The organism is Frankia sp. CgJB1, assembly GCF_977947065.1.
This window is the reverse complement of sequence record NZ_CDWTNB010000034.1, coordinates 15,444-29,372: the sequence shown is the minus strand read 5'-3', so window position 1 is coordinate 29,372 and position 13,929 is coordinate 15,444. Positions and strand designations below refer to the sequence as shown.

Genomic DNA, 13,929 nt, shown 5'->3' with positions numbered 1-13,929 from the left:
CTGCTGCGTACCAAACGTGAATCCCTGCCACCGAAGAAGCACGGCAACATCCCGCTATAGACGATATCTGCCGTCGCCAGCTCGCCGGAAGGAGGATCTCCCCGACGGAGATCTCCCGGGCCTCAGAGGTCCACGGACGGCATACTCACGACGCACCAGCTACTCGAGGTACCGAGGAGAGAAACGTGGTTCAGGACGATGACAGGCGGGCGAGTCGGCCTCGGCTGCAGCTGATCCGCGGCGAGGCGACGCCGGAGGAGATCGCCGCTGTGGTGGCGCTCCTGACGGCTCGTGCCGCTCCCTCGTCGGCGCCGGCCACCCGCCGTTCATCCTGGGCCAGCCCGACGCTGGCGCTCCGTGGCAGTCTCACCACCGGACCGGGCGCGTGGCAAAGGTCCGGGATGACGCCGGGTGCGCGCACTCGAGCCGACTGGTGATCAACCGATAGGCATGACGCCGGGATGTCTGCAGCATCACATCTGGGTACTAACGACAGCAACAAAATGTGCGGCCCGACTCACCTACACTCAGGCAGGCCGGACGAGGACGGGAGCGACGTGCGTAAGATCCTCATCGCCAATCGGGGAGAAATCGCGGTTCGAGTGGCCCGCGCCTGCCGCGACGCCGGATACACCAGCGTCGCAGTATACGCGGAACCGGATATCAATGCCCTGCACGTACGCGTTGCTGACGAGGCATTTGCGTTGGGGGGCACGACCCCTGGTGATTCATACCTGCGCATCGACAAAATTCTCGATGCTTGCAAGTCCTCCGGGGCCGATGCCGTCCACCCGGGATACGGTTTTCTCTCGGAGAACGCGGACTTCGCGGAGGCCGTGATCTCCGCAGGCCTCACCTGGATCGGCCCGCCGCCGGAGGCCATCCGCCGTCTCGGGGACAAGACCGCGGCCCGGCATATTGCACTAGCGGTCGGTGCGCCGCTCGCACCTGGCACCGCAGACCCCGTGGCCGGCGTCGATGAAGTTGTCACCTTCGCCAAGCAGTACGGCCTTCCGGTTGCCATCAAGGCCGCTTTTGGTGGCGGAGGGCGCGGGCTGAAGGTCGCTTGGACCGCGGAGGAGCTCCCCGAACTGTTCGACAGTGCCGTCCGGGAGGCGGTCGCGGCGTTCGGTCGCGGAGAGTGCTTCGTCGAGCGGTACCTGGACCAGCCCCGCCACGTCGAGACCCAGATCCTGGCGGACACGCACGGCAACGTCGTCGTGGTCGGTACCCGCGACTGCTCGCTCCAACGCCGTTACCAGAAGCTCGTGGAGGAGGCGTCGGCACCGTTTCTCTCGGAGGCTCAGCTCCACTCGCTGTACGACGCCTCGAGGGCGATCTGCAAGGAAGCCGGCTATATCGGGGCCGGGACCGTCGAGTTCCTCGTCGCCCGCGATGGCATGATCAGCTTCCTTGAAGTCAATACCCGCCTCCAGGTCGAGCATCCGGTAACCGAAGAGGTCTCCGGAGTGGACCTGGTTCGCGCCCAGTTCCGCATCGCAGAGGGTGAGGCACTCGACTTCACCGATCCGGCTCCTCGCGGTCACTCCATCGAATTCCGTATCAACGGTGAGGATCCCGGCCGTAACTTCCTTCCCGCCCCCGGCACGGTCACCAAGCTGATCGCGCCGGCCGGCCCCGGCGTCCGACTCGATACCGGCATCGAAAGCGGCAGCGTCATCGGCGGCGCTTTCGACTCCCTGCTCGCAAAGCTCATCATCACCGGAGCAACCCGGCAGGAAGCTCTGCAGCGGGCTCGGCGCGCCCTCGACGAGATGATCATCGAGGGAATGGCGACGGCACTGCCATTCCACCGCGCGGTCGTACGGGATCCCGCCTTCGCCCCGGAGGACGCCGCAGAGCCTTTCCGTATCCACAACCGCTGGATCGAAACCGAGTTCGACAACACCGTCCCGGCCTTCGCGGGAGGGACTGAGGCCGACACCACCCCCGAGCCGCGGGAGACCGTGGTTGTCGAGGTAAGCGGCAAACGCCTCGAAGTCGTGCTACCCGCCGGATTCGGTTCTGCCCCCGTCGCCGCTTCCCGGGGAGCGGCGCCCAAGCGACGCGCTCGCGGCACGGCTGCGGCCAAGGTCACGGACGACGCCCTGACCAGTCCCATGCAGGGCACCATCATAAAGGTCGCGGTCAACGACGGCGACGCTGTTTCCGCGGGTGATCTGATCATTGTTCTGGAAGCGATGAAGATGGAACAGCCGATCAACGCGCACCGGGATGGCACGGTCACCGGACTGGCTGCGGCCGTCGGCGCCGTTGTCACCAGCGGCACCGTGCTCTGTGAGATCAAAGACTAGAACGCACCAAAGCTCGACCTGCCCACCGTCGGCTGCCACCTCTCCACCGCAGACTTCATAGGCTGCGAGGTATGGACGGTAACGACAGCCCGACGGTGAGCGGCCAGGACCGGGAGCTGGCGGTGGCCCGCCCAGTCGTTCAGCGACCACCGCTGACCGGGCGAGTGCACTACCTGCTTGGGGGGACCCTTCCTCCGGCCTACAACGACTGGGTCTCGCATGACCTCACCGGCCCCGGCTGGAGGCTGCGCCAGGCGGCACGGCCCTTCCTGCTGATGTTGCCCTTCGCGCTGATCTTTTCCCTGCTGCCCGGTGAGTTCGGAGTCCGAGCCGTCGTCGTCGCGTTTCTTCTGATCTCTGGGATCGGGCTCGGCTTCGCCACCAGCGGGTTCTTCCGGAACCGCCGACTGGAACAGCATGGCTTTCCTCCGGTTTTCCCCACGAGCGATGATGAGGACAAGGAGGACGGGGACACGGAGTGATTTAACCAGGGATGTCACATTTCTCAACTTTTCGCTTACTCGGACCGGTGCACCTCGGGCCGGAGGCGCCCCTCGATAACAACATCCGCCAGATACTGCTCTGGTGATATGTGATATCGACGCCCCTCTGGGCTCGTCCAGACGAAATGCCCAGGCTTGTCCTGGCGCAACCTCCAGTCCTTCCGCGAAGAGCCATGTGAGCCCGGGGCGGCCGGCCGTCCCGGGCTTCCCGTCGTGTCTTTTTCGACACGACACCCGGACCTCTTACTCACCCGCATGCTTCAGACGATGATGCCTTCGGCACGTCGGCCCGAGAGTCAGAGCCACGCCGCGAACCGGTTCCATCCCGCGGACATCGCCGGCCGCGCCTACGGGAACAGACGATCCCCCAGACGCGACCCGGTGGAAAAGCCCTGCTCGTAGCCTTCTCCACAGGCAGGCGTCGGCAGTACTCGCCGCGCCGGCCGTCGTCCCGGCATGGCAGCCCGACATGGCAGGAGGTTCCGCATGCGGTCCTGCCGGGCCCCTGCTCACTCCGGGTTGTCGAATCCCGCGAAGAAGTCGCGCGTACGCAGGACGCGAGCCGCCTCGGTGATCGACCCGGAGAGCGACGGGTAGATCGAGAACGTATGTGCGATTTGATCGACGGTCAGACCGTGTTCGACCGCGAGCGAGATAGAGAGGATGAGTTCGGATGCACGCGGCGCGACAATAACACCGCCAAGCACGCTTCCACTCCCCGGACGGCAGAACAGTTTCACGAAGCCGTCCTCAATACCCATCATCTTCGCCCGCGGATTCCGCGAGAGTGGAACTGTGGTTACCTCGGCTGCGACTGCCCCGGTGTCCTTCATCACCTGCGTGACTCCGACGGTGGCGATTTCCGGCTCGGTGAAGATGTTGGACGATACCGTCCCGAGCCGCAAGGGTGTGACGGCCTCGCCGAGGGCGTGCCACATGGCGATACGCCCCTGCATCGCGGCGACCGATGCGAGCGGGAGGACTCCAGTGCAGTCACCGGCCGCGTAGACACCCGGCACCGAGGTCCGCGACATCCGGTCCACGTTCACATGCCCACCAGGCCCAAGCCGCACCCCCACGTCAGTCAGCCCGAGGCCCTTGGTGCGGGGTACCGAACCAACCGCCATCAGAGCATGGCTTCCCGTGACGGTCCGGCCGTCGGTCAGCTCGACGATCACACCGTCCCCGATGCGCCGTACCGACGCCGCCCGCGATCGGTTGAGCACCTCGATCCCACGCCGCACGAACACATCCTCGATGACCCGGGCAGCATCCGGGTCCTCCCCCGGCAGCACGCGTTCGCGCGAAGAAACCAGCGTGACCTCGGCGCCAAGCGCCCGATACGCGCTGGCGAACTCAGCTCCGGTGACGCCGGAACCGACGACGACCAGATGTTCGGGTATCTCCTTGAGGTCGTAGAGGTGTCGCCAGGTGAGAATCCGCTCACCATCCGGCTGGGCCGTGGGGAGATCGCGTGGTGAGGCGCCGGTCGCGATCAAAATCACATCGCCGACGAAGGTTTCACCGGCGCTGGTTTCGATTGCGTGCGGCCCGACAAGACGCCCAGAGGCGTGCACGACATCGACCTTCTCGCGCTCGAGCCGGCGCTCAATGTCCAGGGACTGGGCCTTGGCTAGATCACGGACCCGTTCGTACACCTGCTCCGCATCCACATTGACGACCTCCGGGGGCGTGAGCGGCCGGGTGCCCGAGTCCGCGCCGGTACTGATCCCCCAGGCCACAGGGGGCAACGCCGGTTCCGGCCCAGGGCCGAGACTATGCGGGCGGACACCCAGGCCGGGAGCCAGAGCAAGGTTCGTCATGGTCTCCGAAGTCGCGATCAAGGTTTTGGAGGGGACGCAGTCGGTGAGCACACAGGCACCACCGACCCCGTCCGAGTCGATGACGGTGACCGTCGCTCCGAGTGAGGCTCCAACGAGAGCCGCCTCGTAGCCTCCGGGCCCTCCACCAAGAATGATGATGCGAGTCACGTGCCCTCCCGATCCGGTATCGCTTCCTTATCATCTTGCCCCGCCGCCGCGGCCGCTCTCCTGCCGGTGCGGAAGGCTCCATAGGATCGCAGACGGAGTCCGACATCAGCGATGTCAGGTAGGGCCATCTTCCTCCTTTCATGAGCGGAAATTACAGTTATAATCACGCACCGTAACCCTCCGAGAGATCACAATGACCTTGTACGCGGCTTACGCCGGCAACCTCGACCCGGCGCAGATGAAGGAGCGGGCCCCGCATTCGCCCGTGACCGGCACTGGATGGATCAACGGTTGGCGCCTCACGTTCGGCGGTGAGAACGTCGGTTGGGATGGAGCCTTGCCGACCATCGTCGAGGCTCCGGGTGCCCACGCGTACGTCCTTCTGTACGACCTCGACCGTTACGACCTGGAACGGCTCGACGTCTGGGAAGGCGCGGACACCGGCCTGTACACCCGCATCCGGGTGCGGGTCTCCACCCTCGATGGGGAGGCTCTCGCCTGGACGTATGTTCTCGACGCCTACGAGGGAGGACTCCCGTCGCGCCGGTACCTCGAGATGATTGCCGATTCCGCGGAGAAGGCTGGGGCACCCGCCGACTACGTGGCCGAGCTCCGTTCGCGACCGACTGCGTGACGCATCACGGCGCCGGTGGCGTCTGGGTCAGCAGATCGAGAGCCGCGCCGGCAAGCAGCTTCACACCCACACCCATCGCTCTCTCGTCCACGTCGAAGCTACCCTGGTGAAGGTCGTAGGTGTGGCCGCCGGGTGTCCGAGTGCCCAATCGGGCCAAGGCCCCCGGCACGTGGTTCAGATACCAACCGAAGTCCTCGCCACCAAGCGATTGCGCCACCATGGTGGAGGCCCCGTGACCAAACACACGGTCGACGACGGTCCGAAGGACCTCGACGACATCCACGCTGTTCACCACGGGCGGCACGCCACGCCGGTAGTCGACCACGATCTGTGCTCCGTACGGTGCGATGAGCTGCTCGGCAACCTGAGTGACCAGCGCCGGCACGCTCTCCCAGGTCTCCCGGGACAAAGTGCGGATCGTGCCTCGGAGCTGACCGGTTCGAGGGATGGCGTTGGTAACGGTTCCCGCCTGCACATGACCCCAGACCAGGGAGAGCGCCGACCTGGGATCGACTAGTCGCCCCAACGCGGCAGGAAGATCGGCTGCAAGGCGGACGAGCGCGTACACCAGGTCGACTGTGTTCTGTGGCCGGGAGGTGTGACCGCCGGGCCCGGCCAACGTGATTTCGACGGCATCGGCGGCAGAGGTGATCGGACCCGTCCGCAGACCGATCATGCCCAGGTCGAGCGCCGGATCGCAGTGCACCGCGATCGCCGTGGTCACCGGCTTCAGCACTCCCGCGTCGATGACGTCCAACGCGCCGCCCGGCATGAGCTCCTCCGCGGGCTGGAACACCAGGCGCACGGTCCCGGGCAGCGTAGACACGCGTGCGATCTCGGCAAGCGCGAGTCCGGCGCCGAGCGCCACGGTCGTGTGCACGTCATGTCCGCAAGCGTGAGCCACACCCGGAACGGTGGAGCGGTACCGCACGTCCTTGATATCCGAGAGTGGAAGAGCGTCCATGTCGGCCCGCAGCATGATCACGGGAGCGTCTGGATCATGATCGACGCCGAGACCGATATCACACCACAGGCCAGGAAGGTCCGGCAGGCGCTGCGGCGACAGTCCCGCGGCCCGGAGTCGCGCCTCGACCTGCTCGGCGGTGCGGTGCTCCCGCCGGCCGAGCTCCGGGTGGGCGTGGAGATCGCGACGCAACGCGATCAGCTCGGATTCGTGCGCGGCCACCCACCCGGCGACCGCCGCGGTCTCGTCAACCTTCATCTGCCGGCCGGGCTCCTCCCTGCACACGCCACGCGGGCCCTGAACGCGTGCGGTTCGGGGTATTCGCCGACGTGTCTAGCCGTCGACTACCGGACGGCCCATATTCATCTCTTCGAGCAGGGTATCGACGACCCGGATGAGATCTCCACCGGCCCGCCGGGCGGCGTCCCGCTGCCGGGTATAGCTCGCGCCCGTCCGCAGGATGGTCAGCGCGTCGGAGAGCTCGGATGAACAACCGAGGCGGTGGGCGACCGGAAGCAGATCCTCCACGAGATCGGTGATCTCGTCCCGGACCGGCCGGATACCGCCCCGACCATCGACGATGATCTGTGTGTCCAGACCGTACCGGGCCGCTCGCCACTTGTTCTCCTGCACGAGCCATCGTTGCGGAGTCGGGAGGCGATACCCACGATCGATCTGGGTGTTCATGCGGTCAACCAGGCACTGCGCGAGAGCCGCGACCGCCCCCACCTCCATCAGGGACGGCAGACCATCGCAGACCCGCAGTTCCACGGTGCCGAAGTTGGGATGTGGACGAATGTCCCACCAGACCTCGCGGATCGTCTCGATGGTGCCGGAGACAATCAGTGTCTCCATGAACGACTCGAAACCCGGCCAGTCCTCCAACGGGTACGGCAGTCCCGCGGTGGGCAGGCTCGCGAAGACCTGTGATCGGGATGAGGCCAGCCCGGTGTCTCCGCCCAGCCAGTAGGGCGACGACGCCGACAGGGCGAGAAAATGCGGGACATAGGCCATCAGAGCGTTCACGATCGGCATGACCTTGTCCGCAGACCGCACTCCGACGTGTACGTGGACGCCGAAGATGAGCAGCCGCCGGGCCAACCACTGCATCTGGCTGACCAGCCGGAAATAGCGATGATCCTCGGTGATGCGCTGCCCCATATAGTCACTGGCCGGATGCGTGCCGCTGCACATCAGCCCGATCCCGCGCCGTTCCGCCAGATCGCGCAGCAGCGAGACGGTTCCAGCCAGGTCCGCGGTCGCTTCCTCCACCGAGTCGCAGACCCCGGTGACGACCTCGATGGTCGACTCGAACAGCTCGTGCTTGGCCTTGGGCGCCTCGCGCTCCCCGGCCTTCGCCCGCAGCTCGTGAAGAATCCCGCTGGCCTCGCCGCGAAGTTCGCGCGATTGCTGGTCGACGAGCTGCAGCTCCCATTCGATGCCGAGACTGGTGCTCGACGACGACGAGAAAGGGATCTGCACCTAGCCTCCTCGGGTCGGGATCTCGGGGTCGGTACCAGCACCAGACAGCCGTCACCCACCGGCTCGGCTCACGGGCAGCAGGTCGGCTCACGGGCAGCAGAAGGTGACTACCCCATTCGGCCCGTTCCTACCCCACCACCCCCCACCGGGGAGCTGGCCAAAGGCTTGGTCGCGGCAATGCCCGGCCCGACCACCTCACCGCCCATCGGCCGGGCCCGACGCGCTCAGACGGCTACCGGGCCCGGTGCCGGTGCCGGTGCAGTGACCACCCGCATCCCCAGCTCACGCAGCTGACGATCGGTCACGGGCGTCGGGGCGCCCGTCAATGGGTCGAGTCCCGACTGGGTCTTGGGAAAAGCGATGACCTCCCGGATGTTCTCCTCACCGGCGAGGATCGCCACCAACCGGTCGATCCCCACCGCGAATCCGCCGTGCGGTGGCGCCCCGTAGCCGAAAGGGGTGAGGAAGAAGCCGAATCGAGCCTTCGCCTCCGCCGGCGAGATTCCGAGGATCCCGAAGATGCGCTGCTGGAGATCGCTCTCATGGATCCGGATCGAGCCAGATCCGAGTTCCCAGCCGTTGAGCACCAGGTCGTACGCCCGGCTACGCACCGCGAGCGGATCGGTCTCCAGCTTGTCCACATCGTCGGGGTGCGGACGGGTGAAGGGGTGATGCCCCGGCTTCGGCCGTCCGGTGCCGGGATCCACCCCGACGAACAGCGGGAAGTCGACGACCCACACGAACCGCAAGGGACCTTCGCCGGCCGGCGGGCGGCCCAGATCGTTGCGAAGCTGGCCGAGCACCTCGCAGGTGGTCGCCCACTCGTCGGCGACCAGGAGAAGAAGGTCGCCCGCCACCGCCGCGGTTGCCGCGACGATGCCGGCGAGTTCCTCGGCGGCGAGAAACTTCGCCACCGGGGACTCCAGCTCGCCGCCGGGACCGACCCGCATCCAGACCAGGCCCTTCGCGCCCAGTCCCCTCGCCCGCGCGGTGAGATCGTCGAGCTTGCGCCGGTTGTGCGAGGCTGACCCGCCGGGTACGCGGATTCCCTTGACGGCCTCGGCCCCGGCGAACGCCTTGAAACCGCTACCCGCGAAGACCGCGGTCAGCCCTATGAGTTCCATGCCGAACCGCAGGTCCGGCTTGTCGACCCCGAAGCGGTTCATCGCTTCGTGCCAGGACATCCGCTCGATCGGCAGCACGGGGCCGCCGGTCACCGCCCGGGCCGCGGCCAAAACCGCCGCCGACGTCACGCCGAGCACGTCGTCCTGGTCCACGAAGCTCATCTCGAGGTCGAGCTGGGTGAACTCGTACTGCCGGTCGGCCCGCAGGTCCTCGTCGCGCAGACATCGGGCGAACTGGAAATAGCGATCCGTCCCGCCCACCATGAGCAACTGCTTGAAAAGCTGGGGTGACTGCGGGAGGGCGTAAAAACTGCCTGGGAACTGGCGCGACGGGACGATGAACTCCCGCGCTCCCTCCGGTGTCGAGGGCATCAGCAGCGGCGTCTCGACCTCGACGAAGTCCAGCGGGGCGAGCGCCGAGCGCATCGCCGCAAGAACCGCCGAGCGGATCCGCAGGTTGCGCTGCATCCGGTCACGGCGCAGATCGAGATAGCGGTAGGCGAGACGAGTGGTCTCATCGACGGAGTCGGCTCGATCGTCCAGCGGGAACGGCGGCGGTGTCGCGACCGAGAGCACCTGCACCTCGCAGTCGCGTAGCTCGACCTCGCCCGTGGCCAGGGCGGGGTTCGCGGTCCCCTCCGGGCGGACGGCGACGGTACCGGTGATCCGCAACACGTACTCGGTCCGGACGTCGACCGAGCCGTCGACGACCGCCTGAATGATCCCGGAATGGTCACGCAGGTCGACGAAGGTCAGCGACTGGCCGTGCTGACGGCGGTGCGCCACCCAGCCACACACCGTCACGGTCTGGTCAACGTGATCCGATCGCAGATCACCGCACAGATGTGTGCGCATGGCCGTGCGCTGCCGCCCGCCCGAGGTGGCGGCCCCCGCCACCGGGATCGGTAGCTCGCCGGTGGTCGACTGGGTCGTAGTCATCGATCCGTTGTTCCCATCGCAGTCTGGTCCGGCCCGCCGGGTACTTTTCTCGCCAGATGTGTGGCGATGTCACTGCGCCCGTCGCGGGATCCAGTCCTGACCCTATCGGCCGGTAACCGCGAGACCGCCGCTCCCGGCGACCGCATGGGCCGGACAGGCCGCACGGGCCCGCACGGCGAGATCGTTCGCCGTTAGCGCAGCGCGCGGATGAAACGGCCCGCCTCCCCGCGTAGCCGGGCCGAGATGCGCAGGACCTGACGGCCGCGGGGAGTGGTGAGCTCGACGGTGATCACATCTCCGTGCTTGACGCCTCGGGACGCCGTCACCTCACGACGGTCGAAGACGACGTCGAACCAGTCGCCCTCCCGCGGGAAGGGGGCGAGGACCAGCAGCCGCCGATCGGTCAGCATGATCCAGCGCGAGGCCCCGAACCGGTGTCCGACGAAGGATTCGACCTTCGCCGTGAACCGTCCGGGCCCGCTCGGGTCGGTGAGCCGACCGCGCAGCACGACCTCGATGAACTCGCCGGACTCCAAGGGCACTGCCGGGAGACGACGATGGGACGGTATCAGGGGCACCGGCGTCAGTGTCCTCCACGCACCCCGTACAGTCGCCGGGTGAGGGCACAGGCGGACGAACCGAACGCGGTGGCCTCGGCCGCCACCCTGGCCGAGCTGACCAGAGCCGACCGGCACGACATCGCGATTGTGCTGGGATCGGGCTGGCCCCCGGCCGCCGATGTACTGTCCCGGCAGGCGACCGACGTCACCGAGGTCACGTTTACCCAACTCGGCGGCTTCCCATCCAACACCGACGTTCCCGGGCACAAGCCGACCGCACGCTCCGTCCAGCTCGGCGACCGCCGCCTGTTGATCTATCTGGGCCGCGTACATCCCTACGAGGGCCATGACCTGTCCCGGGTGGTCCACGCGGTCCGCCTGGCCTGTGCGGCCGGCGCGTCGACCGTCATACTGACGAACGCCGCCGGCGGTCTGCGCGCGGACATGTACGTCGGCCAGCCCGTCCTGGTCGCCGACCACCTGAACCTGACCGGCCGCTCACCCCTGGTCGGTCCGGCGTTCACCGACCTGACCGACGCCTATTCCCCCCGGCTACGGGCGCTTGCCCGCGAGGTCGATCCCACCCTGGCCGAAGGAGTGTATGCGGGACTGCCCGGTCCGCACTTCGAGACACCCGCAGAGATCCGCATGCTGCGGTTCCTGGGAGCCGACCTGGTCGGCATGTCGACCGTGCACGAGACGATCGCGGCGCGGGCCGCCGGAGCGGAGGTGCTGGCCCTGTCCCTGGTCACCAACTTCGCAGCGGGGATGAGCGGCGAGCCGCTAGATCATCTCGAGGTGCTGGCCACGGGAGCTGCCGCCGCGGAACGCATGGGTATCCTGCTCGCCGACATCGTCACCCGGCTGTAGGACCACGGCGGAATCGCGATGCCGTCCTCGTCCCGACCAGGCCCGACGTCCCTGCCCAGCCCACTCGCCGAGCAGGTCGAGGCCTGGCTGGCCGATGATCCGGATCCCGCTGACCAGGCCGAACTGGCCCGGCTGCGCGACGGCGCGGGTCACGATGCCACGCTGCTCGCGGAGCTGGCCACACGTTTCCACGGACCGCTGCGGTTCGGCACAGCCGGGTTGCGCGGGCCACTGCGCGCCGGTCCAGCCGGCATGAACACCGCCGTGGTGCGCCGCGCCGCCGCCGGACTCGCCACCTGGCTCACGAGCAGGGCGACACCACCAGCACAGGCGGCACCGAGTTCCTCGACGGCGACCGTCGTCGTCGGCTACGACGCCCGGCATCGCAGCGAGGCGTTCGCCCTCGACAGCGCCCGGGTGTTCGCCGGTGCCGGACTGCGGGCGCTGGTACTCCCCGGGCCGGTGCCCACTCCGGTGCTGGCCTTCGCCGTGCGCAGGCTGGGCGCGGACGCCGGCGTGATGGTCACGGCCAGCCACAATCCGGCCACCGACAACGGCTATAAAGTCTACCTGGGTGATGCTTCCTCGGGCGCCGCGCGGGGGGCGCAGCTCGTGGCTCCGGCGGACAGTGAGATCGAAGGAATGATCGCGGCTGCCGGCCCCGCCCGGGCGATCCCACTCGCCGAGACCTGGCGGAGGCTCGATGCGGATGTCGTCGACGACTACATACACGCGGCGGCCACCGCCGGCCGGGCAGCCACAGCCACAGCCACAGCCACAGCCACCGACCTACGCACAGACGTGACCACGGACGCGACGGCCCTGACCGTTGCGTACACCCCGTTGCACGGTGTCGGCGCAGCCGTTCTCAGCGCCGTGTTCACCGCCGCGGGTCTCGCCGCACCCGATGTCGTCCACGAGCAGGCCGAACCCGATCCGGAGTTTCCGACAGTCCAGTGGCCGAACCCCGAGGAGGCGGGGGCGATGGACCGGGTTCTGGCGCTCGGCGAGCGCATCGACGCCGATCTGGTACTCGCCAACGATCCCGACGCCGACCGGTGCGCCGTCGCCGTCGGAGGGCGGGTACTCAGCGGTGACGAGGTCGGTCTGCTTCTCGCCGATCATGTCCTGCGCTCCCGCCCCGGTCCGGTAGCGACCACCATCGTCAGCTCCTCCGGTCTGCGTGCGCTGGCCGCCGAGGTCGGGATTCCTTACGCCGAAACGCTGACCGGCTTCAAGTGGATCATGCGTGCGGACGCGCGGCTGGTCTTCGGCTACGAGGAGGCACTCGGATACGCCGTCGCCCCGGATCTGGTCCGCGACAAGGACGGCATCACCGCCGCCCTCGCCATCGCTCTGATCGCCGCGCGGGCGAAGCGACGAGGTCGGACCCTGCCAGGCCTGCTCGACGAGTTGTCCGCACGACTCGGTGTCCATCTCACGGGGCAACACTCGGCGCGCTTCGACGACGTCACCCAGATCGACGAGATGATGCACCGCCTGCGGGTCCAGCCGCCGACCAGCCTCGCCGGGCGTCCCGTCACCGGAGTCCGTGACCTGCTGGCCGGCGGGCGGGACGGGAACGCACCGGCGGGAGGGATCCCCCCTCGACCCGCACGCCCCGTGGACCGTGCCGGCCCCATGGACCGTGCCGACGCGGCGCATCCGGTCCTGCCACCCGCCGACGTGCTCATGCTGCTCCTCGACGAGGATCGGGTGATCTTCCGCCCGAGCGGGACCGAACCCAAACTGAAGGTGTACCTCGAGACCGTGGAGCCGGTGCCGGGGCATGCCGTCGACGCGGTGCCCGCGGCTCGGGACCAGGCCGTGGCACGCCTGCTCCACCTGCACACGGCCGCGGGCAATCTGCTCGACGGACGCGACGGAGATCACATCTCGCCGAAGATCCGATCACCCGCGTCGCCGAGCCCGGGCACAATATAGGCCGTCTCGTTCAATCTCTCGTCGACCACGGCGGTCACAACGGTCAGGTCGGCCGTGCCGACCGCAGGGCCACCGGATTCCAGCGCCGCAAGGCCCTCCGGTGCTGCCACCACGGAGACCACGGTGACGCCCCGCGCCCCGCGGTCGGCGAGCAGCCGCAGGCAGTGCAGGGCCGAACCGCCGGTGGCGAGCATCGGGTCGAGCAGCAGCACCGGGCGGCCGGCCAGATCGGTGGGCACCGCCTCCAGGTAGGCCGTGGGTTCGAAGGTCGTCTCGTCGCGGGAGAGCCCGATGAACGCGGTGTGGGCGTCGGGAAGCAGGTTGAGCGCCGCCGGCAGCATGCCGAGCCCGGCCCGCAGCACCGGGACGACGACCGGTTCCGCGGCCAACCGCACCCCGGAGGTCGTGGCCAGCGGAGTCGTGACGGTGACCGGCATCGTCGGCAGCGTACGGGTCGCCTCGTACACGAGCATCATCGCCAGGTCGTATAGGACGGGCCGGAACCGGGACCGGGGCGTGCGCTCGTCCCGCAGGACGGTCAGCGACGAGGCCGCGAGGGGATGGTCGACGATGTGCAGCTGCACGGAAGGACTCCTCGTACGC

Annotated in this window: 12 protein-coding genes; 6 read left to right on the top strand and 6 right to left on the bottom strand. The window is 67.9% G+C overall.

Features of this window, described 5'->3' with window-relative positions; genetic code table 11:
* Positions 1–185 precede the first annotated feature (185 nt).
* The 3 genes from AC08OT_RS06465 to AC08OT_RS06455 all read left to right on the top strand — a co-directional run bounded on the left by AC08OT_RS06465 (position 186) and on the right by AC08OT_RS06455 (position 2,797).
* Complete coding sequence (locus AC08OT_RS06465) at positions 186–437, top strand: acyl-CoA carboxylase subunit epsilon (protein WP_476592042.1); 252 nt, start codon at positions 186–188, stop codon at positions 435–437.
* 120 nt (positions 438–557) lie between these two features.
* Entirely contained in the window at positions 558–2,315 is a 1,758-nt protein-coding gene (locus tag AC08OT_RS06460; protein WP_476592043.1) for an acetyl/propionyl/methylcrotonyl-CoA carboxylase subunit alpha, read from the top strand.
* A gap of 95 nt (positions 2,316–2,410) precedes the next feature.
* Complete coding sequence (locus AC08OT_RS06455) at positions 2,411–2,797, top strand: DUF5313 family protein (RefSeq protein WP_476602627.1); 387 nt, start codon at positions 2,411–2,413, stop codon at positions 2,795–2,797.
* Positions 2,798–3,327: 530 nt separating this feature from the next.
* Here the strand turns inward: AC08OT_RS06455 and AC08OT_RS06450 are convergent.
* Entirely contained in the window at positions 3,328–4,809 is a 1,482-nt protein-coding gene (locus AC08OT_RS06450) for an NAD(P)H-quinone dehydrogenase (protein ID WP_476592044.1), read from the bottom strand.
* A gap of 193 nt (positions 4,810–5,002) precedes the next feature.
* Here AC08OT_RS06450 and AC08OT_RS06445 point away from each other — a divergent pair, with 193 nt between their 5' ends.
* The gene (locus tag AC08OT_RS06445; RefSeq protein WP_011435148.1) at positions 5,003–5,443 is read left to right on the top strand and encodes a gamma-glutamylcyclotransferase family protein; all 441 of its coding nucleotides are present in this window, start codon (positions 5,003–5,005) and stop codon (positions 5,441–5,443) included.
* A 4-nt stretch (positions 5,444–5,447) separates the two neighbouring features.
* Here the strand turns inward: AC08OT_RS06445 and AC08OT_RS06440 are convergent, their stop codons facing one another.
* From AC08OT_RS06440 to AC08OT_RS06425, 4 genes are all read right to left on the bottom strand, one after another.
* Positions 5,448–6,665 (bottom strand): amidohydrolase, encoded by a 1,218-nt coding sequence (locus tag AC08OT_RS06440; RefSeq protein WP_476592045.1) that lies wholly within the window; start codon positions 6,663–6,665, stop codon positions 5,448–5,450.
* Between the two features lie 75 nt (positions 6,666–6,740).
* The gene (locus tag AC08OT_RS06435; RefSeq protein WP_476592046.1) at positions 6,741–7,889 is read right to left on the bottom strand and encodes a glutamate--cysteine ligase; all 1,149 of its coding nucleotides are present in this window, start codon (positions 7,887–7,889) and stop codon (positions 6,741–6,743) included.
* 224 nt (positions 7,890–8,113) lie between these two features.
* A complete protein-coding gene (gene aspS, locus AC08OT_RS06430; protein WP_476592047.1) occupies positions 8,114–9,952 on the bottom strand; it encodes an aspartate--tRNA ligase in 1,839 nt (612 codons plus the stop codon).
* 191 nt (positions 9,953–10,143) lie between these two features.
* Entirely contained in the window at positions 10,144–10,530 is a 387-nt protein-coding gene (locus tag AC08OT_RS06425; protein WP_462186670.1) for a hypothetical protein, read from the bottom strand.
* Between the two features lie 39 nt (positions 10,531–10,569).
* Here AC08OT_RS06425 and AC08OT_RS06420 point away from each other — a divergent pair, with 39 nt between their 5' ends.
* Positions 10,570–11,382, top strand: coding sequence for a purine-nucleoside phosphorylase (locus AC08OT_RS06420; protein WP_476592048.1), 813 nt, complete (start codon positions 10,570–10,572; stop codon positions 11,380–11,382).
* Between the two features lie 18 nt (positions 11,383–11,400).
* Entirely contained in the window at positions 11,401–13,326 is a 1,926-nt protein-coding gene (locus AC08OT_RS06415; RefSeq protein ID WP_476595273.1) for a phospho-sugar mutase, read from the top strand.
* Here the strand turns inward: AC08OT_RS06415 and upp are convergent.
* On the bottom strand, positions 13,272–13,910 hold the full coding sequence (gene upp / locus AC08OT_RS06410; protein ID WP_476592050.1) for a uracil phosphoribosyltransferase: 639 nt from the start codon (positions 13,908–13,910) through the stop codon (positions 13,272–13,274). The genes AC08OT_RS06415 and upp overlap by 55 nt on opposite strands.
* Positions 13,911–13,929: the final 19 nt, after the last annotated feature.